The organism is Streptomyces albus subsp. albus, from assembly GCF_000719865.1.
Lineage (GTDB): Bacteria > Actinomycetota > Actinomycetes > Streptomycetales > Streptomycetaceae > Streptomyces > Streptomyces albus_E.
Genome location: NZ_JOID01000001.1, coordinates 250,817 through 275,584, shown reverse-complemented (window position 1 = coordinate 275,584; position 24,768 = coordinate 250,817). Strand labels below are relative to the sequence as shown.

Genomic DNA, 24,768 nt, shown 5'->3' with positions numbered 1-24,768 from the left:
GCACCGGAGGGGCGATGGAGCCAAACACCCTGCTCGACGCCGTCCTCGACGAGGCGGGCATCTCGCACGCCGGGCTGGCCGCGCACGTCAACGAGGCCGGGCGGGCCCGGGGCCTGACCCTGCGTTATGAGCACACCGCCGTCGCCCGCTGGCTGAAGGGCCAGCGTCCGCGCGGCCAGGTTCCGGACATCATCTGCGAGGTGCTCGGCGAGCGGGTGCGGCGCGCCCTCACGCTCGACGACGTCGGGCTCGGCGCGCCCGGCTCGGGTCGGGCACCGCACGGCACGCCGCTCGCCGGTTTCGTCGACCGGGCCACGGCCCTGTGGCGGTCCGACGAGCAGCAGCGCCCGCATGTGGTGGGAGCCCCGGCGGTCACGGGGACGCCGGCCGTGATGCCCGTCTGGGAGTGGGAGAACCCGCCGGAGGACGCGGACGTCTCGCGCCGCGGGCCGGTGCGGGTCGGCCTGTCGGACATCGAGATGCTGCGCACCGCCCGTGCCCATTACGAGCAGATGTACCGCAGGGCGGGCGGGGTGGCGACGAGGTCCCGGATCGTGGGCTTCCTCAACGCCGAGACGGCGCCGCTGCTGCGCGGCGGCTACACGGACGCCACCGGGCGGCTGCTGCACCGCGCGGTCGGCGGGCTGGTGGCCGTCGCGGGCATCTGCGCCTACGACTCGGACGCGTACGGGCTGGCGCAGCGCTACTTCCACCAGGCGCTGCGGCTGGCCAAGGCCAGCGGTGACCGGGGGCTGGGTGCCTATACGATCGCGCTGCTCGTCAACCAGTCCCTGCACACGGGGGAGTTCCGGCAGGCGGTGGCCTTCGCCGAGACGGCACTGCGCGCGGCGGGGCCGCACCTCACCCCGGCGCTCGCCGCGGATCTGTACGCGATGCAGGCCAAGGCGTACGCGCGGCTGGGCGACGGGCGGTCGGCGCTGGCCTGTATCCGGCGGGCGGAGCGGGCGGCGGAGAGCATCCGGCGCGGGCAGGAGCCGGCGGAGACCGGTTATGTGCAGCCGGGGCTGGTGAATGTGCAGGTGGCCGAGGCGCTGCTGAGCCTCGGGGATCTGGCGGCCGCGCACGAGCACGCGGTGGCGGCGGTGGACAGCCCGGCGCACGACCGGGGGCGGGTGCACCGGCTGGCGCTGTTCACCCGGATCGAGCTCTGCCGGGGTGACGCGGACCGGGCCGTGGCCACGGTGGTGGAGATGACCGAGCGGGTGCGGGGCATGGAGTCGCGGCGGCTCCGGGACCGGCTCCGCGCCGTGCGGGAAGACCTCGTGGCGAGCAGGTGTGCCGCGAGCGCCGAGGCCGCCGAACTGATCGACCGGACTCTGCGCGTACCGCTCTGAGGGGCCCCGGACGAGGGGTCCGCTGTGTCGGCTGGACGGGGGCGGAAGGTGGCGGATTCGTGCGATGGAAGAACGCCGGCGAACGCACCGTGTACGAGAATCGCTGGTTCCGGGTGAACCTCGCCGATGTCGAACTCCCCGACGGGCGCCGTCTCGACCATTACGTGATCCGGCTCCGCCCGGTCGCCGCCGCCACGGTCGTCAATGAGGCGAACGAGGTGCTGCTGCTGTGGCGGCACCGCTTCATCACGGGGACGTACGGCTGGGAGCTGGCCGCCGGTGTCGTCGAGGACAGTGAGGGCTGTGCGTTCGCGGCGGCGCGCGAGATGGAGGAGGAGACGGGGTGGCGGCCCGGCCCGCTCCGGCATCTGCTGTCGGTGGAACCGTCCAACGGGCTGACGGACGCCCGGCACCACATCTACTGGACGGACGAGGCCGAGTACATCGGCCGGCCGGCGGACGCCTTCGAGTCCGACCGGCGGGAGTGGGTGCCGCTGAAGCTGGTGCCGGATCTGGTGGCGCGCGGCGAGGTGCCGGCGGCGAACATGGCGGCGGCGTTGCTGATGCTTCATCACCTCCGGTGCGGTGGGCGGCCGTGAGCGCGGGCGGGCTCCCGTGACGGCCGGTTCCCGAAGTGGGCGGGGGAGCGGGCGCCGGGGGCGGGCGCTGGGTCCGCTCGGCGCCCGGGGGCCGGACCGGCGGGTTCGCCGGGGTGGGGCCGGATCGCCGGGGCCGGCTGGAGTGCGGGGTCGGGTCCGCCGGGGCAGGGGGTGATGGAGTGCCCGGGCGCGCACCGTGGTGCGGATGGTGCACACCCCGTGTGAAGCGCGCACCCTCATCGCGCCCGCGCACACGCTCCCCGGGGGCCGTGCGCCGTGATGGAGTCGGAGGTGAGTCCGGAGCCACCCCGGTTACCGGGACGCGGGGCTTCCCCCCCTGTTCCCGCGTCCCGCCGCCGCCCCGTTCGCCCGTCCCGGCGAGCGGGGCGGCGGGCCGTCCGGGCTCACGTGTAGTCGTAGAATCCCGAGCCGGTCTTGCGGCCGAGGCGGCCGGCGTCGACCATGCGCTGGAGCAGCGGGGGAGCGGCGTAGAGGGGCTCCTTGTACTCCTCGTACATCGAGTAGGCGACCGAGGCGACGGTGTCCAGGCCGATGAGGTCGGCCAGTTTCAGCGGGCCCATGGGGTGGGCGCAGCCCATTTCCATGCCGTTGTCGATGTCCTCGCGGCTGGCGATGCCCGACTCGAACATCCGGATCGCGGAGAGCAGATACGGGATCAGCAGGGCGTTGACGACGAAGCCGGAGCGGTCCTGGGCGCGGATGGCGTGCTTGCCGAGGACGGCGGTGACGACGTCCTCGGTGCGCTTGATCGTCTCGTCGCTGGTGGTCAGCGCGGGGATCAGTTCGACGAGGCGCTGCACCGGGGCCGGGTTGAAGAAGTGGATGCCGATGACCTGGTCGGGGCGGGAGGTGGCGACGGCCAGTTTGACCAGGGGGATCGAGGAGGTGTTGGAGGCGAGTATCGCGTCCGGCCGGGTCACGACCTGGTCGAGTACCTGGAAGATCTCGGTCTTGACCTGTTCGTTCTCCACGACGGCCTCGATGACGAGGTCGCGGTCGGCGAATTCGCCGAGGTCGGTGGTGAAGCTCAGCCGGTCCAGGGTGGCGTCCCGCTCCTCCTTGGTGATCTTGCCGCGGCCGACGGCCCGGTCCAGGGAGGTGGTGAGCCGGGTGCGGCCCAGCTCCAGGGCTTCGCCGGTGGTCTCGGCGACCATGACGTCCAGGCCGGCCCGGGCGCAGACCTCCGCGATCCCGGCGCCCATCTGTCCGCAGCCCACCACTCCGACGCGTTCGATGTCGGTCACATCGTGCCTTTCGCTGATCTTCATCGGACGGGCGGCCTCCGGGGTCTCCGGCGGCGGGCCCGGCTCAGACGTTACCCGCCGCTCCGGTGTGGCGCGGTCGCCGGGGCGGAATGCTGGCCACGGGCCCCGCGCTGACATCTGGGGGCGAAGCCGGCGAGAGGGGTGCGGAGGGATGCGGGGCATGGAACGGGATCTGCCGGGCGCGGACCGGATGAGCCGCCGGCGCTTCGCGGCCGTCGCCGCGGGCAGCCTGTCCTTGCTGGTGTCGGGTGACGCCCTGGGTACGGAGGCCCGGTGGCGCGCGGAGGGCGCCGGGGGAGGCGGGGGCCGGGCGGTGCCGGAGACCAGGGGGATGTGGGTGGCGTCGGTGGCCAACCGGGACTGGCCGTCGCGGCCGGGCCTTCCCGCCGCCGAGCAGCGGGCCGAGCTGGCCGCGGTGCTCGACCTGGCGGTGCGGCGGCGGCTCAACACGGTGATCCTCCAGGTCCGGCCGACCGCCGACGCGCTGTGGCCGTCCCCGTACGAGCCGTGGTCGGAGTACCTCACCGGTGTCCAGGGCCGGGACCCCGGCTGGGATCCGCTCGCCTTCGCGGTCCGCGAGGCGCACCGCCGGGGGCTGGCGCTGCACGCCTGGTTCAACCCGTACCGGGTCGCCAACCACGCGGAGCCGGAGCGGCTGGCGGAGAGCCATCCCGCCCGCCGGAACCCGGGGTGGGTGGTGCCCTGCGGCGGCAAGCTGTACTACAACCCGGGGCTGCCGGAGGTGCGCCGCTTCGTGCGGGAGGCGATGCTCGACGCGGTGCGCCGCTACGCGGTCGACGCCGTGCACTGGGACGACTACTTCTATCCGTATCCGGTGGCCGGGGAGCGGTTCGACGACGACGCGGCCTACGCGGCGCACGGCGGCGGTTTCCCCGACCGGGCGGCCTGGCGGCGGGACAACACCGACCGGCTGGTGCGGGAGACGGCGGCCCTGATCCGGCGGATCAGGCCGGGGACGCGGTTCGGGATCAGCCCGTTCGGGGTGTGGCGCAACCGGTCCTCCGATCCGGCCGGTTCCGACACGACCGCCGGGGTGCAGACGTACGACGATCTGTACGCCGACACCCGCAAGTGGGTCCGCGAGCGCTGGATTGACCACGTCGTCCCGCAGGTGTACTGGCATATCGGCTTCGACGCGGCGGATTACGCGACGCTGGTGCGGTGGTGGGCCGGGACGGTCCGGGGGACGGGCGTCGGGCTCCACATCGGTGAGGCGCTTTACAAGGCCGGGGACCCGGCGCAGCCCGCGGCCTGGCAGGACCCGGCGGAGCTCTCGCGGCATCTGGCCTTCGCCCGGGACATCCCGGAGGTGGCGGGGCATGTGTTCTTCTCCGCGCGGGAGGTCGCCGGGGACCGTATCGGCGCGATGGACCGCGTCGTCGACGACCACTATCCGGCGGCGGAGCCGCTGTGGCGCTGAGCTCAGCTTTCCCGGGAGGCGAGCTCAGCGGCCGGGGCACCGAGCCGGTCCGTACGTGAGCCCGGCTCGTACGTGAGCCCGGCTCTTCTCCGCGCGGCGGCCGGCCCCGCGCACGGCCGTGCCCCCGTGCGCGGCCCGGCGGGTGAGCCGTCCGCGCACGGGGGCACCGGCGCTGTCACGTATCGGCCGCGCCGGACCGGCGCGGGAAAGGGCGGGATGGTGTTCGGTCCCGGGAACTAGGCGGGTTGGGTGCCGCGCCGTTCGTGCTGGACGACGCTGTCCGGGCCGGGCGACATCAGCGCCTCGTGCCCGTCGTCGAACCGCACCCGGTACGGGGGTTCGCCGTGTGTTCCCAGGACTTCGATGATCTGTGCGGTCCTGTCGTGCTGGCCGACGCTTCTGCCGTGCATCACCAGTGTGTCGCCCACTTTGGCTTCCATCTGCTGTCCTCCTGGTTCGCGAGGGCGATGGCGTCGCGGTGTCCGCGGGTCGTCTTCGAGTCTAGGACCGGACGGGTCCGATGGCCCGTGCACGGACAGGGCCCCCGCGGGCCCCCGCCGGGCCGCTCGCCGGTTCCCTCGCCGGTCCGCCCGCTGGGTGACGGCGATGCAGGCGAGGACGGCGGTCGCGGTGAGCGGTGCCGCGGGCTCCGGCTCCTCGCCGAGCAGCAGGACCGCCCAGAGGAGGGTCAGCAGGGGCTGGGCGAGCTGGAGCTGTCCGGCGCGGGCGACGCCGATCGCCGCCATCCCGCGGTACCAGACGACCATGCCCAGGAACTGGGAGAAGGCGAGCCAGAGGATGCCCCCGACCGCGGGCCCGGTCGGCGTGAACGCCTCCCGTGCCAGGGCGGCCGCGAGCCCCGGCAGGGCCAGGGGCAGGCAGACGACGAGCGCCCAGGCGATCACCTGCCAGCCGGGCATCAGCCGCGCCAGCCGTCCGCCCTCGGTGTAGCCGGCGGCGCACACCAGCAGCGCGCCGACGAGCAGAAGGTCGCCGGAGCCCGGGCCCCCGCCGCCGCGGGTCAGGGCGAAGGCGGTGACGGCGGCCGCCCCGGCGAGTGCCGCGCCCCAGAAGGCGCGGGAGTGCCGGGTCCCGGTGCGCACCGCCGCGAACACGGCGGTGGTGAGCGGCAGGAGTCCGATGACGACGGCGGCGTGCGAGGCCGTCGACGTCCGCAGCGCCAGCGTGGTGAGCAGCGGGAAGCCGATGACGACCCCGGCGGCGACGGTGAGCAGGCCCGGCCAGTGGCGGCGGTCGGGCACGGGGACGCGCAGGGCGAGCAGGCAGCCGCCCGCGGTGAGCGCCGCGAGGGCGGCGCGGGCGGCGGTGACGGTCCACGGGCCCATGCCCTCCAGGGCCCAGAGGGTGGCGGGGAAGGTGAAGGAGAAGGCGACGACGCCGAGCGCGGCGAGGACGGTCCCGGCGAGAGCGGGGGAGCGGCCCCGGGCCGGGGCGGCGGTCCGGTGCCCGGCGCGGCGACCGCGCCGGCCCGTCCGTCCGGCCGGGCGGGACGGGCCCGGGTGCGCGGGGCTGTCGGCGGACCGGGCCCCGCTATCGGCTCCGGCGGTCTCGGCGGGGCCGGGCGGCCGGTCCGCGCACCCGGCGCCGGTCCGCGGCGACCCGGCTCGGGGCTCGGCCGCTACTTCGCTCTCGGCCCCGGCCCGGGTGCCCCGGGCGCTGCCGTCGTCCCGGGCTCCGGCGCGGTCATGCACCTCGGTGCCCGGGCCGTTTCCGTCTCCGCCTCCCGTGCGGCGCTCTGGCCGGTACGGCGGTGTGGGCCGGCCCGAGTGGGCGGGGCGATACGCGGGCGGGACGCCGGGCCCGGGGCCGGGCGGCCGGTCCGCCGGGTCGGCCGCGGACGGTGAGGGCCCGGCCGCGCCTTCGGCCCCGGCTGCGGCTCCGTTCCGGGTGTGTGCCGGCAGGTCCGCCGAACCTCGCGCGGACTCCGTGGCCGATGAGGGCCCGGGCGGCGCGCCGAGGCTCCCGGGCCTGTCGGGGATCCGGCCGGGGGAGGCGGATCCGTGCGGGGAGCCGGGCCGCAGCGCTATTCCCCTGGCGTTGGTAGCGCTATCGTTGTCTCTCATGCATGAGCGTAGCAGTGTCGGTGAACTGGCGGATGTCCTCCGCTCCGAGGTCCAGCGCTACTCTCCAGGGGAGAAGCTGCCGTCCAGCCGGGCTCTCGTCGAGCGGTACCGGGTGAGTCCGGTGACCGTCTCGCGGGCCCTGGCCCTGCTCGTCGGCGAGGGGCTGGTCGTCACCCGTCCCGGTGCGGGCGCCTTCCGGGCCCGGCCGTCCGCTCCCGCGTCCCGGCCCGCCGACACCTCCTGGCAGGAGGTGGCCCTGAGCGCCGAACCGGCCGGCACCGCCTCCGGCGAGCCGCTGCCGCGCGCCGTGGACGCGTCCGGGCTGCTGGCCACGCTGGCCGCGCCCCCGCCCGGCGTCATCGAGTTCAACGGCGGCTATCCGCACCCCTCGCTCCTGCCCGAACGCGCGCTCGCCGCGGCCCTCTCCCGCGCCGGCCGGCGCCCCGGCGCCTGGGGGCGGCCGCCGATGGAGGGCCTGCCCGAACTGCGCGAGTGGTTCGCCCGGGAGATCGGCGGGCCCGGCGGCGCGCTCGCCCCGTCCGACGTCCTGGTCACCGCGGGCGGGCAGAGCGCCCTGACCACCGCGCTCCGCGCCCTCGCGCCGCCCGGCGCGGCGGTCCTCGTGGAGTCGCCCACCTATCCGGGGCTCCTGGCGGTCGCCCGGGCCGCGGGGCTGCGGCCCGTCCCGGTGCCGGTCGACACCGCGGGCGTCCGTACGGGGCTGCTCGCCGAGGCGTTCCGCGCCACGGGCGCCAGGGTGTTCGTCTGCCAGCCGCTGTTCCAGAACCCGACCGGCGCGGTGCTCGCCCCCGACCGCCGGGCCGGGGTGCTGCGGGCCGCCCGGGAGGCCGGGGCGTTCGTGGTCGAGGACGACTACGCCCGCGGTCTCGCCCACGAGGACGCCGGGCCGCTGCCGCCGCCGCTGGCCGCGGACGACCCCGACGGTGTCGTCGTCCACATCCGCTCCCTCACCAAGGTCACCTCACCGAGCCTGCGGGTCGCCGCCCTCGCGGCCCGCGGCCCGGTGATGCGGCGGCTGCGCGCCATCCAGGTCGTCGACAGCTTCTTCGTGCCGCGCCCGCTCCAGGAGACGGCGCTGGAACTCGTCGGATCGCCCGCCTGGCGCCGCCACCTCCGCGACATCGCGGCCGCGCTCCGCGGCCGGCGCGAGGCACTGGCCACCGCGCTGGCCCGGGAACTGCCGGAGGAAGCCCGGCCGGTGCTGCTGCCCTCGGGCGGCGGCCAGCTGTGGCTGCGGCTGGAGCAGGGCCTGGACGAGGAGACGGTGGCCGCGGAGGCGTTCCGGGCCGGGGTCGCCGTGGCCCCGGGGCGGCCCTACTTCGCGGCCGAGCCGCCGGCCGCGCACCTCCGGGTCGCGTACGCCGCGGTGGCGGGCACCGGCGAGATCGCCGAGGGGGTGCGGCGGCTGCGCGCGGCCTTCGACGGCGTACGCGCGGCGGGTGGCGCCCGTTCCGCGGCCGTGCTCTCCGGCTGACCGCCGCGCCGCTCCGCCGCGGTACCGGCTCCGTTCGCGATGCCGGTCATCGGCCGCGGGCGCGAGCCTCCCGTGGAAGTGGCGCCTCCGCCCGTGACACGGAGCGTCCGCCCGGCCGCCCCGGGCACCGGCACCGGGGACGTCTCCGGTGGCCGGCCACGTGGCGGGACCGGGAGCACGGGCGACGCGCCGAAAACCGGGGACATCCTTGATGCGATTTCGGCCAGAGTGGCGGACCATGGGCTCAGGGACCGGGGTGCGAAGGAAGGCAAGGGGGCGCGTGTGACCGTGGAGCCGGAACTGGTGCCCTCACCGGTCGATCCCTCCTGGGCCGGCGTGGTGATCGGCCTGCTCGGCCGCACCAGTGCGTCCGGCCTGCTCACCCTGGCCAAGGAGGCCGCCCTCGCCGCCGTCGGCTCGCGGGCCGGCGCCGTCTACATCCGGCAGGACGACGGCCGGCTGCGGCTGGCCACCACCACCGGCTACGGCGAGTACATCGTGGAGAAGTACGGCTCCGTGGACGCCGAGGCCGACCTGCCGGTGGCCGAGGCCGCCCGGGAACGCCGTTTGGTGTGGCGGCCCACCCGCGAGTACAGCGGGCTGGGCGGTGACGCGGCCCGTTTCCCGAGCCCCAGCGCCTACGCCTCCGTACCGCTGATGATGGAGGACCGCTGCCTGGCCGTCCTCTCCCTCCAGCTGGACCGCGCGGAGCCGCTCTCCGAGAGCGAGGAGCGCACCCTCAGCCTCATCGCCGCCGTGGCCGCGCAGCGCCTGGAGTATCTCCTCTCCCGGGAGAGCCGGGTGCTCCCGGCGGGCATCCCCCGTCTCGACCAGGCCGTGCGGCTGGTGGAGAGCCGCACCCGGGCCGCGCGCCTGGAACTGGCCATGGCCAGCGCGGACATCGGCGCCTTCGACTGGGACTTCGACTCCGGCCGGCTGGTGTGGGACGAACGGACGTGCCGGCTCTTCGGCGTGGAGCCCGACGCCTTCGACGAGCGGATCGACACCTTCTACGCCCACATCCACCCCGAGGACCAGGCCGCCGTCCACGCCGCGGCCCGCACCAGCATGCGGACCGGCTTCTACTCCGCCCTCTACCGGATCATCCGGCCGGACGGGGCGGTCCGCTGGATCGACGCCAAGGCGAGCGTCGTCCGGGACCCGGAGGGCAGGCCGCAGGGCATGGTCGGGGTCGCCCAGGACCGCACCGAGGAGCGCGAGCACGAGGAACGGCGCCACGCCCGCCGGGAGTTCGTCCTCACCCTGACCGCCGCCTTCGGCACGGCCCTCTCCACCCAGGACGTCGTCGACACCATGACCGGCACGGTGCTGCCCGCCCTCGACGCCAACGCGCTGGCCATCCACCTCATCCGGGACGGCGACGTGGTGCTGGCCGGTGCCGCGGGCTACCCGGAGGAGGTCCTGCGGCGGCTGGGCGAGCCCAGCATGGGGCGGGCCGGCAGCCCGATGTCCGCCGCCCTGCGCGCCGGGACCCCGCTCTTCTACGAATCCCGGGAGGAGTTCCGGGCGGCCTTCCCGGACGACAGCTTCCGCCCCGCACCCGAGCACCACGCCTGGGCGCTGCTGCCCCTCACCACCGCCGACGGCACGGTCGGCACCTGCATCCTCTCCTATGCCGACGCCCGGGGCTTCACGGCCGACGACCAGATCGTGACCACCGCCATCGCCGGCATCCTGGCGCAGTCCCTGGCCCGCGCCCGCCTCTACGACCAGCGCCGGCAGGCGATGACGGAACTCCAGCGGGTGATGCTGCCCCGCAGCCTGCCGCGGCTGCCGGGCGTGGAGGTCGCGGTCCGCTACCGGCCGGGTTCGGAGGGGCTGGACGTCGGCGGTGACTGGTACGACGTCGTCCGCCTCCCCGGCGGCAAGGTCGGGCTGATGATCGGCGACGTCCAGGGGCACAGCGCGCAGGCCGCCGCCGTGATGGGCCAGCTCCGCACGGCCCTGCTCGCGTATGCCGACGACGGCCACGGCCCGGCCGATCTGATGGCCTGCGGCAACCGCATGCTCTGCGGGCTGGACACCGACCTCTTCGCCACCTGCTGCATCGTCGAACTCGACCCGGCCACCGGCGTCCTGCGCATGGCGCGCGCCGGGCATCCGTACCCCCTGCTGCTGGAGGCGGACGGCACCGTCCGGGAGCTCGACTGCCCCGGCGGTCTGCCGCTGGCCTGCCAACTGGACGACGAGTACCCGATGGTGACCGCGGAACTGGCCCCGGGCGCCACCCTGCTGCTGTACACCGACGGTCTCGTGGAGAGCCGGGAGCACAGCTATGACGAGGGGGTGGCCGAGCTGATGCGCTCCCTCTCCCGCCGGCCCGCCGGCGGCCCGGACGCCGACGGGGCCGGGCCGGGCGTGCGGGCCGCGCGGAACGGCGGCCCCGTCCGGGACGGCATCCTGCGGGGCGGCCCCGCCGGGGAGCGGGACCGGAGCGATCTGGACGCCCTGGCCGACCGGATAGCCGCCCCGGCGGGCCGCACCGCCCAGGACGACATCGCCGTCCTCCTCGTCCGCCGCACGGACTGAACCCGCGGACCGGAGGGGCGGCCGGGCGGCCGGCGGACCCGCCGCGAGGTCTGCCGGAGCCGGTGCCTAGTCTCATCGGCACACGACACACGTACACGGCAGCACGTACACGGCACACGACACGACGGAGAACAGCACTGTGCGCGACGCGGAAGGAAGACCGGGCCGGAGACTGGCGATCGCCGCTCTGGTCCTGATCGTGGCCGGCCTGGGCACACTGGTGGCGGGGGTGGCCTGGCTCCGCGCCGACTACATCACCACCACCCTGTCCAGCGACCACATGTCGCCGACCCACCGGCGCGGCGACCTCATCGTGGCGGAGCGGACCGACGGGTCCGGAGTGCGCGCCGGAGACGTCGTCCTCTTCCAGGACAAGCGGTGGTTCCCCGGCGGGCAGCTGGTGATGCAGCGGGTCATCGGCACCGGCGGCGACCGGGTCTCCTGCTGCGAGGGGGACAAGGTCTCGGTGAACGGCGAGCCGCTCGCGGAGCCGTACGTCCTGGGCGACGACCCGGTCGGCGTGCCGGACAAGACCTACGACGTGAAGGTCCCCGAGGGCCGGCTGTTCGTGCTCGGCGACTACCGCGCCAACTCGAGGGACTCCCGCTACCACCTCGACGACGGCCGGCAGGGCACGGTCGCGGCGAGCACGGTGCGCGGCCGGGTCCTCGACGACGGACCGTCCGCGCTGCTGTGGCCCGCCGCCGTCGCGATCCTCGGGGCCCTGCTGACGTCCACCGGCCTGGTCCTCGGCATGGCCTCGTGGATCGTGCGGCGCCGCGCCAGGATGGTGCCGCAGCAGCGGTGACCGCGCCGGCGCCCGGCCCGGCCGGGCCGGGCGCCGGTTCAGCCGTCCCGCGGGGCGCCGGAGGGCGAGCGCGCGGCCCGGGCCAGGAGCAGGTCCCGCTCCCGGGCGTTGCGGGCCAGGGAGGCCGCGCGCCCGAACTCCGCACGGGCCTCCTCCGCCCGGCCCAGGCGTTCCAGCAGATCCCCGCGGACGCTCGGCAGCAAGTGGTAGTCCTTGAGGGCGGGTTCGGCCGCCAGGGCGTCGACGAGGCGCAGGCCGGCGGCCGGGCCCTCCGCCATCGAGACGGCGACGGCCCGGTTCAGCCCGACCACCGGGGAGGGCGTCAGCTCCAGCAGCCGCCCGTACAGCGCGGCGATCGCCGCCCAGTCGGTGTCCTCGTAGCGGACCGCCCGCGCGTGGCAGGCGGCGATCGCGGCCTGGACGGAGTACGGGCCGCGGCCCGCCCGGAGCAGGGCCTCGGCGCCGCGGAGGATGAACATCCGGTTCCACCGCGAGCGGTCCTGGTCGGCGAGCAGTACCGGCGCCCCGTCCGGGCCGGTACGGGCCGCGATGCGGGAGGCCTGGAACTCCAGCAGCGCCAGCAGGCCCTGCACCTCGGGTTCCCCGGGCATCAGGTTCGCCAGGACGCGGGCGAGGCGGAGCGCGTCCTCGCACAGCGCGGGCCGGCACAGGTCGTCGCCGGCCGTCGCCGCGTATCCCTCGTTGAAGACGAGGTAGATGACCTCCAGCACCGACGAGAGGCGGGCCTCCCGGTCGGCGCCGCGGGGGACCTCGAAGGGGACGCCGGCCTTGGCGAGCGTCCGCTTGGCGCGCACCACGCGCTGGGCGACCGTCGGCTCGGGCACGAGGAAGGCGCGGGCGATCTCGCCGGTCGTCAGGCCGCCGAGCAGACGCAGCGTGAGGGCGGCCCGGGCCTCCCGGGACAGCACGGGGTGGCAGGCGGTGAAGACCAGGCGCAGCAGGTCGTCGTCGATGCCGTCCGGGTCGCCGAGGTCCTCCGGGCCGGGCGGGGGCACGTCCTCCAGGCTCCGTCCGACCTCCGCGAGTTTGCGCGCGTAGGTCTCCCGGCGCCGCACGAGGTCGATCGCGCGGTGCCGGGCGGTGGCCATGAGCCAGGCGCCCGGTTTCTCCGGGACGCCCGACTCCGGCCACTGCTCCAGCGCGGCGACCAGCGCGTCCTGCGCGAGTTCCTCGGCGATGCCCACGTCCCGCACGACGCGGGCGACAGCGGCGGTGATCCGCGCGGACTCGATCCTGAACACCGCTTCGACCGTCTCGGTCGTGCTCCCTGCCGTCACGGCCACCCATCAGAGCAGCCGCGGGCGGGCGGGGGCAAGCGGCGCCGGATCATCGCGGGGCGGTCAGCCCTCGGCGATCTGACGGACCTCGGCGGTGACGGTCCAGTGCTCGTCGTGGGTCCGGAGGAACCGCGTCGCCCACTCCAGGGCCTCGGCCTTGTCCTTGGCCTGGGTGATGGAGTAGCCGCCGATGACCTCCTTGCTCTCGGTGAACGGCCCGTCGGTGCAGCTGATCTTCCCGCCGGACCAGGTGACACGGGTGCCCTCGGAGGTCGGGGTGAGCCCGGCCGTGTCGAGCATGACCCCGGCCTTGGTGATCTCCTCGAACAGGGCGCCCATGCGCTCCTGCATCTCGGGGCTGTGGCCCTCGGCCGGGGGGTTCTTCTCGTCGATGCGGATCAGAGTCAGGAAACGCGGCACGGTGGCTGCTCCTCGGTCGGACGGACGGGGCCTTTCCCCGCCTCTCACCCGGACGTCGAACGGGAGACGGCCGGATCGACACCTCGGCCGACATTTTTCCGAGGACTTTTTTCGCCGGCACGGCTCGGGCGGCCCGGATGGTCCGGACAGTGTGGACGGCTCGGACAGCGCGGACGGCCCGGACAGCGTGCGGGAGCCGGCTGTCGCCCGCCCGCCGCATGCCTGCCGCACGCCGTGGCCGCGCTGCCCGCCCGGGCTACGACCGGCGGCGGGGCCGGCCGCGCTTGGCGCCCCTGGCGGCGCCGGAACCGCCCCGCGGGTTCTTCCCGGCGGACTTCCCCACCGCCTTCCCGGCGGTTTTCCCGGCCGTCTTCCCCGCCGTTTTCCGCGCCGGCTTCCCGGCCTGCTTGCCGGCTGCGGGCGTCCGCCGCGAGCCGCCCTTGTCGTCGCCCCGCTTGTCCTTCGCCGGGGCCGGGGCCGGCCGGCCCCGTGTGCTGTTGACGGTCCGCCCGCGGACGATGCCGATGAACTGTTCGACCAGATCGGTGGTGGCGTCCTCCCGCCACGACAGCGCGACGCGCGACTGCGGGGCGTCCGTGACCGGCCGGTACGTGAGGTCCCGGCGGTGGTGGAGCCGGGCGAGTGACTGCGGGACGACCAGCAGGCCCACGCCGGCGGCCACCAGTTCGATGGCGTCCGCCGTGGTCGCGGGGCGCTCCTTCGCGGGCCGGCCGGGGAGGGTTTCCCACGCGAGGGTGTCGTCGAGAGGATGCAGCACGATCTCGTCGGCGAGGTCCCCGGCGGCCACCTCCTCGGCCGCCGTCACGAGGTGGTCCTTCGGGACCACCACCACGGTCGTCTCGGTGTAGAGGGGGATCGCGCTGAGGTCCGTGCGGTCGGCCGGCAGCCGCAGGAAGCCGGCGTCGGCGCCGCCGTCCCGCAGGACGTCCGCCGCGTCGGCGGCGGCCACCGGGAGGAGGTCCAGCGGGATCGCGGGCAGCCGCTCCCGCCAGATCCGCACCCATTTGGCCGGCGTCACGCCCGGGACATACGCGAGCCGGAACGAAGGAGGGTTGTCCGCGCCTGTCACCGAGCCTGTCACGCGGACCAGGCTACCGGGTCGTGGTCAGGGGTATCGCACGCGCTCGCTACCCTTGACGGCATGACGTCGCACCCGAACACCCAGACGATGAAGCCCGCGACCGCGGCGAAGAAGCTGGGTGTGTACCTCCAGGCCACCCCCGCCGAGTTCCAGGAGGGCGTGGTCTCGCGCGGCGAGCTGAACGCGCTGCAGGCCGATCCGCCGGAGTGGCTGAGGGAACTGCGGCGCAACGGCCCGCACCCCCGGCCGGTGGTCGCGGCGAAGCTGGGCGTGTCCATCTCGGGTCTCGCCCGCGGCGGCGTCACGGAAGCCCTGACGACGGAGCAGATCGACGCGCTGAAGCGGGACGAACCCGAGTGGCTGCGGCAGGAACGCGCCACGCAGGCCGAGGTCCGGAGGGAAGCGGCGCGCCTCAAGGAGAAGAAGGAGACCGCGGCCCGGGACGCCTCCGCCGGCTGACCGGCGGGGTGACGGCGCCCGTTCAGGACGGCCCGGGCGCGAGGAGCCCGGCGAGGACCCGCCGCATCATCGGCTCGGACCGCCCCTTCGACGAGGCGGCGGCCCGGGCAAGCGCCGAACGCAACGCCGACGGCGGCGTACAGGACCAGCGGGCGCAGGGCCGCCAGATCGGCGCGCAGTGGCACGGCGGGCGGATCGAGGCCATCACCCGGCCCACCCTGGTGCTCCACGGTGAGGACGACGCGCTGATCAAACCCCGGGCGGGGCGGGTGATCGCCTCCCGGATCCCCGGCTCGCGCCTGGTCCCGCTGCCCGGAGTCGGCCACGAACTCCCCGAGCCCGCGTGGGAGCGCGTGGCCGCCGAGATGCGCGGCCTCGCCGACACCGCGGGCCCTCCGCCCCCGGGGTCCGGAACGGTGACCCCGGATCCGTGACCCCCTGACCGCGCGTCTCTCCGGCGGCGGGGCGCACCGGCGCGCCTGCGTCGTCGTGACCCGCCGCGTCGGCGCCGGGCGCCCGGCCCGGCGGGGATGCGGAAACGGCTGTGCCCGGCAGGGGAACGGGAGCGGTGGGTTCCGGAAATGCCCGCTGTTCCGGAACCACACCGCTTGTTTGCGTATCGGTCGAATGTTGCGTCCGCCGGGCCGGGAACGCCCCACGATGAGTCCCGCACGTTCACCGTTCGACTCACGGAGGAACACAGATGCAGACACGTCGAAAGGCGGCGGGGATCGTCGCGGCGGTGGGCCTGGCCGCCGGCACGCTGCTGGCCGCGGCGCCGGCCCAGGCGTCCGAGGATGCCCGGGCCGCGGGCTCCGCCGAGCGGGCGGGGGCCGCCCGGGTGCAGACGGCACCGCCGGCCCCGGTGGGCGCCCGGGCGGACGCGGGTGCGATGGCTTCGTCGCCGCAGGTCTCGCCGTCCGCCGAACGCATCCGCTACGTCTCGTCGGGCAACGACTACACCTGCTCGTACGGCCGCCTGTGCACCCGCGTGTGGGACCCGGTCGCCGGCAAGTGGAAGGTGTTCGACCTGTACGTGTGCCGCACCTACTCGCTCTCGTACTGGAACGGGTACGGCGGCTACGTCAACAACCAGACCACCGGCACGAAGGCGTACTTCTACAACTCCAGCGGCGGGGTCATCAAGACCTCGACCGCTCTGAACACCAGCACCTCGTACAACTGGACCCCGGTCTGGAAGATCAAGAACTGCTGATGCGCCGCGGCGCATCACACACCCCTGAGGAGGGCCTCGCCCAGCGCCGTCCGCCGGTGCAGCACGCGGTGCCCGTGGCGGAAGGAGCTGATCAGCCCCGCTTCGCGCAGCACCGCGGCGTGCCGGCTGGCGCTGGCGGGGGAGAGCCGGAGCGTGGCGGCGATCCCCGAAGTGGACATCGGGCGGCCGAGCGACTCCAGTGCCCTGGCCCGGGTGAGGCCCAGCAGCCGGTGCAGCCGGTCCGCGGAGCCGGACTCACGGTCGGCGTCCGCCAGCCAGCCGGGCGCCGGCTGGAGCGGATGGACGAGCACCGGCGGAAGCTCCGGGTCGGCCAGGGTGACGGGCCACCGGGTGCAGAAGAACGACGGGACCAGCGTCAGCGGGCGGCCGTGCAGCTCCAGCGTCCGGCTGAAGGGATAGCCGCACTCGATCCGGCCGTCCCGCCAGGTCAGCTCCGGCTGATAGCCGGTCAGCAGTCCTTCGGCTCCGGAGGTCAGGGCGGAGTCGGCGCGCGCCGAACGGTCCGCGTCGACGGCGCGGTCGATGGCCGCCGTGTAGGGCGCCACGGCCACCGCGTGATAGCGGCGCACCGCCGTCTCCAGCCGCCGCAGCGCCTCCCGCCCGCCCTCGGCGAGCCGGCGGGCGCCCGGGGGGACCGGCCGGTTCCCGTAGAGCCGGGTGAGTTCCTGCCGCAGACGCCGTCCGGGCGTGGAGAGTACGGCGTCCAGCCCGGCGTCCGGATCGGCTGTGCCCCGGCCGGGGGTGAGGAAGTCCGGGAAGTAGGGGGCGCTCGGGCACAGCTCCATGAGGGCCCGGGTCGTCCGGATCAGCCCCGCCCGCGCCAGCGCTTCGCGTACCCGTCTGCGCCACGGGTCGTAGACCAGGGCGGCGTGCCGGTTCTGCAGCAGTTGCAGGCTCAGCACCACGTCCCACATGAAGTCCCCGGTCCCCGCCACCCGCAGCCGGTTGAGGTCCTCCGTGCCGAAGCCGATCCGCAGCATGTCCCCGCACCCCCGCGGTATGTCCCCCGTGACGTACCGCCGTGCAGGACGGGCCGATGACGACGGGTGGTTCCGGAGGGACGGGGGGATGTCCGAAAACGCCGGTGGGTTTGGCGGATCCCGGCGGGTCCGGTCACCACGCGCTGATGACCGGTTCCCCCGGTCCGTGCCGCCGCCAGGCCTCGTTGAGGCGCGTGAGCCGGTCCGCCGCGGCGATGCCGCGCAGGGCCGCGACCCTGCCGCCCCTGATGTCGAACGCCACGGCCCCCACGACCCGGTCGCCGACCACGGCGAGGACGGCCGGGGAGCCGTTGACCAGCGCGATGTGCATCGCGGGCGAGCCGCCGGCCAGCCGCCGCTTCGCCGGCGTGGGCTTGAAGCCTGCCCGCGCGAAGGAGGCGACCCGCTCGGGCGTTGCGTACCGCAGCAGCCTCCGGCTCAGTCCGGCGCCGTCCGAGACCGCCGTCACGTCGTCGGTGAGCAGCGCCACCAGCCGTTCGGTGCGCCCCGATACGGCGGCGGCGAGGAACTCCTCGACGACCCGGCGCGCGGACGCGGGGTCGGCCTCGCCGCGGCGGCGCTCGGCCGCCACCCGGGCTCGGGCCCGGTGGAGGTGCTGCTGGCTCGCGGACTCGGTGATGCCGAGGATCCCGGCGATCTCGGCGTGCGGGTAGGAGAAGGCCTCACGCAGGACGTAGACGGCGCGCTCGACCGGCGAGAGGCGCTCCATGAGGGTCAGTACGGCCAGGGACACCGATTCGCGCTGCTCGAAGGTGTCGGCCGGGCCGAGCATCGGGTCGCCCTCCAGGAGCGGCTCGGGCAGCCGGTCACCGGCCGCCCGCTCGTGGCGCGCCCGCGCCGAGCGGAGCCGGTCGAGGCAGAGGTTGGTGACCACCTTGGTCAGCCACGCTTCCGGCACCTCGATCCGTTCGCGGTCCGCGGCCTGCCAGCGCAGGAACGTGTCCTGCACGGCGTCCTCGGCGTCGGCGGCCGAGCCGAGCAGGCGGTACGCGAGCGAGGCGAGCCGGCTTCGGCCGGCCTCGAACCGGTCGATGGCTGCGCTGTCCATGCGGGGCAACTTACGCGGCGACCCTCGCACCGGCCCGGCCGGGCGCGGTGGCCAGGCGGCGCTTGCGCTTCGGCAGGCCGAAGGTCGGGTGGGCGACGCCCCATCCGGCCCCCTGGAGCACACCCGCCTTGAGCCGCGCGGCGGTCCGGCCGCCCAGATACCAGGACTTGGGCCGGACGTCTCCGTCCACCACCTGGATGATTGCGTCCCGGCGCCCGAGGCTGATGTGGTTCCCGTGGTACTTGAGCCCGTTTCCTTCCGGGACTTCGCCGCCCGTCAGGCGCGCGATGATCGCGGCCGTCGCCCGCATGTTGGTGAGGCCGGCCGAGGCGCAGGACATCGGCAGCGGCCGGCCGTTGTCGCCGATCGCGTAGGCGCAGTCGCCGGCGGCGTAGACGTCGGGGTGCGAGACGGAGCGCATGGTGCGGTCGACGACGATCCGGCCGGTCGCGGCGACCTCCAGGCCGGCGGCGGCCGCGATGGGGTGCACGGCGAAGCCGGCCGACCACACGGTCACGTTGGCCGGGATGGACGTACCGCCCGCGGTGACCGCCCGTGCCGGCTCGACGGTCTCGATGCCGGAGTGCTCGTGGACGGTGATGCCGAGCCGGTCGAAGGCGCGGCGCAGGTGACGGCGGGCGTCCGGGGAGAGCCAGGCGCCCGGCTCCCCGCGGGCGGCGAGCGCGACCGAGAGGTCGGGGCGGGCCTCGGCGACCTCGGTGGCGGTCTCGATGCCGGTCAGGCCTTCGCCGACGACCAGCACGGTGCCTCCCGCGCCCAGGCCGGCCAGGCGCTCGCGCAGACGCAGCGCGGAGGACCGGCCGGTCACGTCGAAGGCGTACTCGGCCACGCCGGGAACGCCGTGGCGGGCCACGGAGCTGCCGAGCGCGTAGAGAAGCGTGTCGTACGTGAGTTCGCCGTCGCCTTCCTCGCCGGTCACCGCGACGGTCCTGCGCCCGGGGTCGATGCCGGTGACGCGCGCCAGGCGCAGCCGCACGCCGGTGCCGGCGAAGATGTCGGCGAGCCCGCGGGACGGAACGTCCTGGCCGGCCGCGAGCTGGTGGAGCCGCATCCGCTCCACGAAGTCGGGCACGGGGTTGACGACGGTGATCTCGGTGTCGTCGGGCGAGAGCCGGCGGGCCAGGTTTCCGGCGGCGAAGGCCCCGGCATATCCGGCGCCGAGGACGACGATGCGGTGCTTCATGGCGTTGCTCCTGTCTCGTTCGCGTTGCCCTGTGGACGAGACGGCGCCCCGAGAGCTGACACGTTCCCGGTGTGATGTGGGTCACCGGTCGCGCGCGGGTCCGGCTCCGGCGCCTGGGAGCGACGGCTCGGCGCCGAGGAGTCGGATCGGCCGCTCGGCCGCTCGGCGGCATGTTCAGCTCAGTGACGGGACATGGCCCACTCTTGTTGCGCACGCGTGAGACGACGGCACTCAGTACGTCGGCAAGCTCGGGAGGACGTGAGCATCGAGGTCGACGGCGTGGACGCGGCCCACGCGGCGCTCCGTGAGAGCGGGGCGGAGATCGTTCATCTGCTGCAGGACGAGGAGTGGTGCGGCCGGCGGTTCTTCCCTGCGCGATCCCAATGGCCGGGTGGTGAACGTGCTGGGCCTCCGGTGTGTACGGGGTGGGTCCGGGCGGCGACTTCCGACAGGCTTCTGGCGACCTCTTTACTCATTGCATAGCCGTGCATTGCCTTGAATAGGAAACAGCTCGCCCGTGAGGCGCCGAGTCGGTCCGCGCGCTTGCGCACAGGACCCGATAGTGCGCTCCGAAGAGGTGAACTACCCTGCCGGCGTGCAGTGGTTCGGACCCTTCTCTCAACCTGGACAGGGCGAAGCTCTCTGGATCTCACATGGTAAGACTTTTCGTTTGCAAGCCTTGACAGGTGCATAAGTATTCACGCAACGTGATCACACGGGAACTCGCCCGGGGCCCGACAAGCCGTGCCGTGGCGAGGATCTCCGGCGCCGTTCGCGATCCGTGGGGGGAAGAGTGGGGTCGCTTCAGGCTGTCCGGCGTACGTCCGGCGCACCGCTCACACCCTGCGAGAACCCACGGTAGGGCCGCCCCCTGCTTCGTGCCGTCGCACCAATCCGCGTCGACCTGCTGTCCAGAAATGCTGAGGGAGTTCTTCAGGTATGAGCAAGCCCCGCAAAATCGTCCTGGCCTTTTCGGGCGGGCTCGACACTTCGGTCATCCTGAAGTGGCTCCAGCTCGAGTACGACGCCGAGATCGTGACGTTCACCGCCGATCTCGGACAGGGCGAGGAGCTGGAGATCGCCAGGGAGAGGGCCCTGGCGCTCGGGGTCAAGCCTGAGAACATCTACATCGAGGACCTGCGGCACGAGCTGGTCTCCGAATACGCCTTCCCGATGTACCGCGCGAACGCCGCGTACGAGGGCAACTACCTGATGGGTACGCCCATCGCCCGGCCCCTGGTTGCCAAGCGGCACATCGAGATCGCCCGCGAGGTCGGCGCCGACGCGGTCGCCCACGGGGCGACCGGCAAGGGCAACGACCAGCTCCGCTTCGAGCTGGGCTACTACGCCCTCGCCCCCGACATCCGGGTCATCGCCCCCTGGCGGGAGTGGGACATGGCGGGCCGTGCCCAACTGATCGAGTTCGCCGACCTGCACGACATCCCCGTCGCCAAGGACAAGCGGGGCGAGGCCCCCTACTCGGCGGACGCCAACCTGCTGCACATCTCGTGCGAGGGCAAGTCGCTCGAGGACCCGTGGCTCACCCCCGACGACGACGCCTGGGTCCGGACCAAGTCTCCGGAGGAGGCCCCCGACCGGCCCACCACGATCGAGGTGGAGTTCGCCAAGGGTGACCCCGTCGCCATCGACGGCGAGGCGCTCGACCCGGTTGCCCTGGTGACGCGCCTCAACGAACTCGGCGCCGAGAACGGAATCGGCCGGATCGACATCGTCGACACCCGGTACGTCGGGATGAAGTGCCGCGGTCTGTTCGAGACCCCGGGCGGGACCATCTGGCTCCAGGCGCACCGCGCCATCGAGTCGATCACCCTCGACCGCGGTGAGGCGCACCTCAAGGACGAGCTGATGCCGCGCTACGCGGAGCTCGTCTACAACGGCTACTGGTTCGCCCCGGAGCGGGAGATGCTCCAGGCTCTCATCGACAAGAGCCAGGAGCGGGTCACGGGCACCGTGCGCCTCAAGCTGTACAAGGGCAACGTCATCGTCGAGGGCCGCAAGAGCCCCAACTCCCTCTACAGCCAGGGCCTGGTTACCTTCGAGGAGGGCGGCCCTTACCGTCAGGACGACGCGACCGGGTTCATCCGTCTCAACGCGCTCCGGCTTCGTCAGCTCGCCACCGTGGTCCAGGGCGGCATCGCATGACGCAGAAGCGGTTGCTGACGATAGAAGATCTCACGCCGGCCGCCGTGGACGACGTGATCACCGTCGCCGACGTGCTGGAGAAGCACAAGAAGCGCTTCGGTCACCTTCCCGCGCTGCTGCGCGGCCGGTGCATGGGCATGATCTTCGACGAGACGTCGCTGCGGACGCGCACCGCGTTCGAGCGGGCCATCGGCGACCTCGGCGGCCAGGCCATCCACTACAACGGCGCGGAGGCCCGCATCGGTCGCCATGCCGCCAAGACGGAGCACCTGCCCGACTTCGTGAACGTCGCGGGCGGCTTCAACGACGTGCTGCTGAGCCGGATCTACGACTTCGACACCCAGCGGCAGATCTGTGACTTGTCGCCGGTCCCGTTCATCAACGGCATGTGCGACGAGCACCACCCGACCCAGGCTCTGTGCGACTTCCTCACCATCAAGAGGCAGTTCGGCGCCATGGAGGGGATCGACGTCGCCTTCGTCGGGGACGGGACGAACATTGCGCTGTCCCTCGCCCAGACCGCTGCCAAGGTCGGTGCCCGCTTCACCTGCGCCACGCCCGCCGACATGGCGCTCCCGATGGACACGACCGCGCACCTGGCCGGATTCAGCGCCACCACGGACGCGCAGGCCGCCGTCAAGGAGGCCCATGTCGTGGTCGCCGACGCGTGGATCCCGATGAACAAGGCCGACGAGGCCGACGCCCGGCGTGAGCGGCTGGCGCCCTTCCGCGTCACGCCCGCTCTGATGGCCCTGGCGCGCCCTGACGCGATCTTCCTGCACAACCTGCCCGCGTACCGGGGCGACGAGGTCGTCCCCGAGGTCATCGACGGACCGCACTCGGTCGTCTACGCGGAGGCCGTCGCCAGGCTGCACATCGCCCGGGCCCTGTTGCTGTACTGCCTGCGTCCCGACTGGGCGGAGCTCGCGGAGGCGGCGCGGTCCTCCGCCCCCGACGCGTTCGACCGTCACCTGGACGAGCTCGACCGGCGTTCGGCGACGCGGGTGTTCTCATGAGCGGCGACCAGCGGGCCCTGGCCGCCCAGCGCATGGACGCGATCGGCACCACGGCCCACTACGACCGGCGGCTCGCGCTGTACGACATCACCGTGTCGCGGGCCCACGTCACCATGCTGCTCGAGCAGGAGATCGTGCCGGTTGACGCGGCCGCCGCCCTGCACCGCGCGCTGGACACCCTCAGGGAGCAGATCGAGTCGGGGGCCGAGCCGCTCGACCCGAAGGCCGAGGACGTTCACTCCGCGGTGGAGGAGTACCTTCAGGCGCAACTCGGTGCCGAGGCCGGCTGGCTGTCGACCGCGCGCGCCCGCAACGATCTCGCCGTGACCGCGCTGCGGCTGTGGATCCGCGACCAGGTGTCCGCGCTGGGCGCGCGACTCCTGGACCTGGTGGAGGCCCTGCGGGAGCAGGCCGAGCGGCATGCCTGGACCGTCATGCCGGGCTTCTCCCACCTCCAGATCGCGCAGCCGATGAGCTTCGGCCACGTGTGCCTGGCCTACGCGGAGGCGTTCCTGCGGGACGCCGAGCGCCTGCGCTTCGCGGCCGCACTGCAGGACGAGTCCCCGATGGGTTCGGGGGCGCTGGCCGGCACCGGGTTCCCGATCGACCGGGACAGCGTGGCACGGACCCTCGGGTTCGCCCGCCCGACGGCGAACTCGCTCGAGAGCGTCGGGGATCGCGGTTTCGCCCTGGACTTCCTGAGCGCGGGTGCCTCAGTCGCCCTGAACCTCTCCCGGTTCGGCTCCGAGATCGTGTTCTGGTCGTCGCAGCCGGTCGGCCTGATCGCGCTGCCCGACGAACTCGTCAGTTCGTCGTCCGCGCTGCCCCACAAGCGCAACCCCGACGCGGCCGAGCTGATGCGCGCCAAGAGCGGCCGGATCATGGGGAATCTGCACGCCCTGCAGACGGTGGTCAAGGGGTTGCCGCTCAGCTACTTCAGGGACCTGCAGGAAGACAAGGAGCCCTTGTTCGACACCGCCGACACCCTGGCGCTGTCCCTGGACGTCGCGATCTCCCTCGCGACCCTGATGGAACCGAAGGCGGACGCGATGCGGGCTGCCTCGGAAATCAACTTCCTCACCTCCAGCGATGTCGCCGACCGGCTCACCCGTGAACGAGGGATTCCCTTCCGTGAGGCCCACCACCTCGTGACGAGGCTGGTGCGGCTGGCGGAGGAGCATGGCTGTTCACTCGGGGCGCTGTCGCCGGAGTCCCGGCGATCGGTGGACACGCGGCTGGCGTTCGAGGACTGGCGGGACATCACGGTCGAGGACTCGGTCGCCTCGCGGGACAGCCAGGGCGGAACGGCCCCGGAGTGCGTGCGCGAGGCCGCCGCCCATCTGCGGGCTCGCGTCATCGAGTTCACGGCCCGCGGTACGGAAAAGAACATCACGGCACACGAAGTGGGGGGCCATCGTTGATGCCGGTGACGGACCTGGCGGAAAGCACGAAGCAGTACTGGAAGGACGGCTACACCGTCCTTCGCAGGCTGTACTCGGACGAGGAGATAACGGGGTTCCGCGCGGAGTGCGAACGCCTATGGAACCTCGACGGGCTGGACGACGACCTCAACCTGCGTACGGAGTTCCGGCGCGGCCCGGACGGGCAGTACGCCTTCGACCGGCTCGACCCGGTCCTGGACATCTCCCCGACGCTCACGGGAGCGGCGACACATCCGGCGCTGATGCGCGCCCTGGCCACCGTCCTGGGCGGGCCGGCACAGTTGCTGAAGGCCAAGCTGATCCGCAAGGAGCCAGGGGTCAACGGCTATGCGGCGCACCAGGACTTCCTGTACTGGAAGTGGCTCGACACGCGCCCGGATCTGCTGACCACGGTGGTCATCAACCTCTATCCGAGCGATGAGCGGTCGGGCGGCATCGGGTTCTACCGCGGTGGTCATCAGGAATTGCTTCCCGGCCCCCCGGACAATCCTGAGGGCGATTTCGATCCGAGTCGGCTGGATCCCTCCGACATCGACGTCCCGGCGCTCGACGCCGGTGACGCACTCGTCTTCCATTCGCTCGCACCGCACTTCAGTGGTCGTAACAACAGCGAACGCCCCAGGACGGTGCTGCTGCCGTCGTACTGCGTCAGCGATGAACCCGGGCTATACCAGAAGTACTACAAGCGGGAGATCGTGCGGCGCTGCAAGGAAATGGTCGGGTTCGAGCGGTACTTCGCACAGAACGACGCCCTGTAAAG

Annotated in this window: 21 protein-coding genes and 2 pseudogenes; 14 read left to right on the top strand and 9 right to left on the bottom strand. The window is 73.7% G+C overall.

Annotated features, from left to right (window positions below; genetic code table 11):
• Window positions 1-14: 14 nt before the first annotated feature.
• Both IF83_RS0101250 and IF83_RS0101245 read left to right on the top strand, forming a co-directional pair.
• The gene (locus IF83_RS0101250; protein ID WP_030542103.1) at window positions 15-1,355 is read left to right on the top strand and encodes a transcriptional regulator; all 1,341 of its coding nucleotides are present in this window, start codon (window positions 15-17) and stop codon (window positions 1,353-1,355) included.
• Window positions 1,356-1,414: 59 nt separating this feature from the next.
• Window positions 1,415-1,954, top strand: coding sequence for an NUDIX hydrolase (locus IF83_RS0101245; protein WP_030542102.1), 540 nt, complete (start codon window positions 1,415-1,417; stop codon window positions 1,952-1,954).
• Window positions 1,955-2,358: 404 nt separating this feature from the next.
• On the opposite strand, the gene IF83_RS0101240 is transcribed toward IF83_RS0101245, so the two are convergent.
• Window positions 2,359-3,219 (bottom strand): 3-hydroxybutyryl-CoA dehydrogenase, encoded by an 861-nt coding sequence (locus tag IF83_RS0101240; RefSeq protein ID WP_030542101.1) that lies wholly within the window; start codon window positions 3,217-3,219, stop codon window positions 2,359-2,361.
• A gap of 181 nt (window positions 3,220-3,400) precedes the next feature.
• Between IF83_RS0101240 and IF83_RS0101235 the strand changes: the two genes are divergently transcribed.
• Window positions 3,401-4,681, top strand: coding sequence for a glycoside hydrolase family 10-like protein (locus IF83_RS0101235; protein WP_030542100.1), 1,281 nt, complete (start codon window positions 3,401-3,403; stop codon window positions 4,679-4,681).
• Window positions 4,682-4,917: 236 nt separating this feature from the next.
• Here IF83_RS0101235 and IF83_RS34455 read toward each other — a convergent pair whose 3' ends face one another.
• A complete protein-coding gene (locus IF83_RS34455) occupies window positions 4,918-5,121 on the bottom strand; it encodes a DUF1918 domain-containing protein (protein WP_279617207.1) in 204 nt (67 codons plus the stop codon).
• A 147-nt stretch (window positions 5,122-5,268) separates the two neighbouring features.
• A pseudogene (locus IF83_RS34450) lies at window positions 5,269-6,210 on the bottom strand (DMT family transporter); the annotation flags it as partial.
• Between the two features lie 553 nt (window positions 6,211-6,763).
• Between IF83_RS34450 and IF83_RS0101225 the strand changes: the two are divergent.
• From IF83_RS0101225 to lepB, 3 genes are all read left to right on the top strand, one after another.
• On the top strand, window positions 6,764-8,260 hold the full coding sequence (locus IF83_RS0101225) for an aminotransferase-like domain-containing protein (RefSeq protein WP_051722336.1): 1,497 nt from the start codon (window positions 6,764-6,766) through the stop codon (window positions 8,258-8,260).
• A 282-nt stretch (window positions 8,261-8,542) separates the two neighbouring features.
• A complete protein-coding gene (locus tag IF83_RS0101220) occupies window positions 8,543-10,810 on the top strand; it encodes a SpoIIE family protein phosphatase (RefSeq protein WP_051722335.1) in 2,268 nt (755 codons plus the stop codon).
• Window positions 10,811-10,949: 139 nt separating this feature from the next.
• Window positions 10,950-11,618: a signal peptidase I gene (gene lepB, locus IF83_RS0101215; RefSeq protein ID WP_078843052.1), complete on the top strand. Its 669-nt coding sequence runs from the start codon at window positions 10,950-10,952 to the stop codon at window positions 11,616-11,618.
• Window positions 11,619-11,656: 38 nt separating this feature from the next.
• Here lepB and IF83_RS0101210 read toward each other — a convergent pair whose 3' ends face one another.
• From IF83_RS0101210 to IF83_RS0101200, 3 genes are all read right to left on the bottom strand, one after another.
• Window positions 11,657-12,922, bottom strand: a complete 1,266-nt coding sequence (locus tag IF83_RS0101210; RefSeq protein WP_030542095.1) for an RNA polymerase sigma factor — start codon at window positions 12,920-12,922, stop codon at window positions 11,657-11,659.
• Between the two features lie 57 nt (window positions 12,923-12,979).
• The gene (locus IF83_RS0101205; protein WP_030542094.1) at window positions 12,980-13,336 is read right to left on the bottom strand and encodes a YciI family protein; all 357 of its coding nucleotides are present in this window, start codon (window positions 13,334-13,336) and stop codon (window positions 12,980-12,982) included.
• A 256-nt stretch (window positions 13,337-13,592) separates the two neighbouring features.
• Window positions 13,593-14,426, bottom strand: a complete 834-nt coding sequence (locus tag IF83_RS0101200; protein ID WP_030542093.1) for a LysR family substrate-binding domain-containing protein — start codon at window positions 14,424-14,426, stop codon at window positions 13,593-13,595.
• Window positions 14,427-14,498: 72 nt separating this feature from the next.
• Between IF83_RS0101200 and IF83_RS0101195 the strand changes: the two genes are divergently transcribed.
• From IF83_RS0101195 to IF83_RS30975, 3 genes are all read left to right on the top strand, one after another.
• Entirely contained in the window at window positions 14,499-14,897 is a 399-nt protein-coding gene (locus IF83_RS0101195) for a DUF5997 family protein (RefSeq protein ID WP_030542092.1), read from the top strand.
• An 8-nt stretch (window positions 14,898-14,905) separates the two neighbouring features.
• Window positions 14,906-15,331, top strand: coding sequence for an alpha/beta fold hydrolase (locus IF83_RS0101190; RefSeq protein ID WP_030542091.1), 426 nt, complete (start codon window positions 14,906-14,908; stop codon window positions 15,329-15,331).
• Window positions 15,332-15,600: 269 nt separating this feature from the next.
• Window positions 15,601-16,113 carry a hypothetical protein gene (locus IF83_RS30975; RefSeq protein ID WP_051722334.1) on the top strand — a complete coding sequence of 171 codons (513 nt, stop codon included), beginning with the start codon at window positions 15,601-15,603 and terminating at the stop codon, window positions 16,111-16,113.
• 14 nt (window positions 16,114-16,127) lie between these two features.
• On the opposite strand, the gene IF83_RS0101180 is transcribed toward IF83_RS30975, so the two are convergent.
• The 3 genes from IF83_RS0101180 to IF83_RS0101170 form a co-directional block, all read right to left on the bottom strand.
• Complete coding sequence (locus tag IF83_RS0101180; RefSeq protein WP_030542089.1) at window positions 16,128-17,114, bottom strand: winged helix-turn-helix domain-containing protein; 987 nt, start codon at window positions 17,112-17,114, stop codon at window positions 16,128-16,130.
• Window positions 17,115-17,247: 133 nt separating this feature from the next.
• On the bottom strand, window positions 17,248-18,183 hold the full coding sequence (locus IF83_RS0101175; protein WP_030542088.1) for a sigma-70 family RNA polymerase sigma factor: 936 nt from the start codon (window positions 18,181-18,183) through the stop codon (window positions 17,248-17,250).
• Between the two features lie 10 nt (window positions 18,184-18,193).
• A complete protein-coding gene (locus IF83_RS0101170) occupies window positions 18,194-19,387 on the bottom strand; it encodes an NAD(P)/FAD-dependent oxidoreductase (RefSeq protein ID WP_030542087.1) in 1,194 nt (397 codons plus the stop codon).
• A 255-nt stretch (window positions 19,388-19,642) separates the two neighbouring features.
• On the opposite strand from IF83_RS0101170, the pseudogene IF83_RS34445 reads away from it, so the two are divergent.
• The 5 genes and pseudogenes from IF83_RS34445 to IF83_RS0101145 all read left to right on the top strand — a co-directional run.
• Window positions 19,643-19,802, top strand: a pseudogene (locus IF83_RS34445) (VOC family protein); the annotation flags it as partial.
• A 524-nt stretch (window positions 19,803-20,326) separates the two neighbouring features.
• A complete protein-coding gene (locus IF83_RS0101160) occupies window positions 20,327-21,550 on the top strand; it encodes an argininosuccinate synthase (protein WP_030542086.1) in 1,224 nt (407 codons plus the stop codon).
• Window positions 21,547-22,566 carry an ornithine carbamoyltransferase gene (locus IF83_RS0101155; RefSeq protein WP_030542085.1) on the top strand — a complete coding sequence of 340 codons (1,020 nt, stop codon included), beginning with the start codon at window positions 21,547-21,549 and terminating at the stop codon, window positions 22,564-22,566. The genes IF83_RS0101160 and IF83_RS0101155 overlap by 4 nt, the downstream gene beginning before the upstream one ends.
• Window positions 22,563-23,987, top strand: a complete 1,425-nt coding sequence (argH, locus tag IF83_RS0101150) for an argininosuccinate lyase (RefSeq protein ID WP_051722333.1) — start codon at window positions 22,563-22,565, stop codon at window positions 23,985-23,987. Before IF83_RS0101155 ends, argH begins: the two co-directional genes overlap by 4 nt.
• Window positions 23,988-23,992: 5 nt before the next feature.
• Window positions 23,993-24,766 carry a phytanoyl-CoA dioxygenase family protein gene (locus tag IF83_RS0101145; RefSeq protein ID WP_158710966.1) on the top strand — a complete coding sequence of 258 codons (774 nt, stop codon included), beginning with the start codon at window positions 23,993-23,995 and terminating at the stop codon, window positions 24,764-24,766.
• Window positions 24,767-24,768 lie beyond the last annotated feature (2 nt).

Coding starts and splice junctions, on each gene's coding strand:
- IF83_RS34455 (WP_279617207.1), bottom strand. CDS start 5,121: ATGGAAGCCAAAGTGGGCGACACACTGGTGATGCACGGCAGAAGCGTC.
- IF83_RS0101175 (WP_030542088.1), bottom strand. CDS start 18,183: ATGGACAGCGCAGCCATCGACCGGTTCGAGGCCGGCCGAAGCCGGCTC.
- IF83_RS0101180 (WP_030542089.1), bottom strand. CDS start 17,114: ATGCTGCGGATCGGCTTCGGCACGGAGGACCTCAACCGGCTGCGGGTG.
- IF83_RS0101160 (WP_030542086.1), top strand. CDS start 20,327: ATGAGCAAGCCCCGCAAAATCGTCCTGGCCTTTTCGGGCGGGCTCGAC.
- IF83_RS0101195 (WP_030542092.1), top strand. CDS start 14,499: ATGACGTCGCACCCGAACACCCAGACGATGAAGCCCGCGACCGCGGCG.
- IF83_RS0101225 (WP_051722336.1), top strand. CDS start 6,764: ATGCATGAGCGTAGCAGTGTCGGTGAACTGGCGGATGTCCTCCGCTCC.
- IF83_RS0101170 (WP_030542087.1), bottom strand. CDS start 19,387: ATGAAGCACCGCATCGTCGTCCTCGGCGCCGGATATGCCGGGGCCTTC.
- IF83_RS0101235 (WP_030542100.1), top strand. CDS start 3,401: ATGGAACGGGATCTGCCGGGCGCGGACCGGATGAGCCGCCGGCGCTTC.
- IF83_RS0101155 (WP_030542085.1), top strand. CDS start 21,547: ATGACGCAGAAGCGGTTGCTGACGATAGAAGATCTCACGCCGGCCGCC.
- IF83_RS0101250 (WP_030542103.1), top strand. CDS start 15: ATGGAGCCAAACACCCTGCTCGACGCCGTCCTCGACGAGGCGGGCATC.
- IF83_RS30975 (WP_051722334.1), top strand. CDS start 15,601: ATGCAGACACGTCGAAAGGCGGCGGGGATCGTCGCGGCGGTGGGCCTG.
- argH (WP_051722333.1), top strand. CDS start 22,563: ATGAGCGGCGACCAGCGGGCCCTGGCCGCCCAGCGCATGGACGCGATC.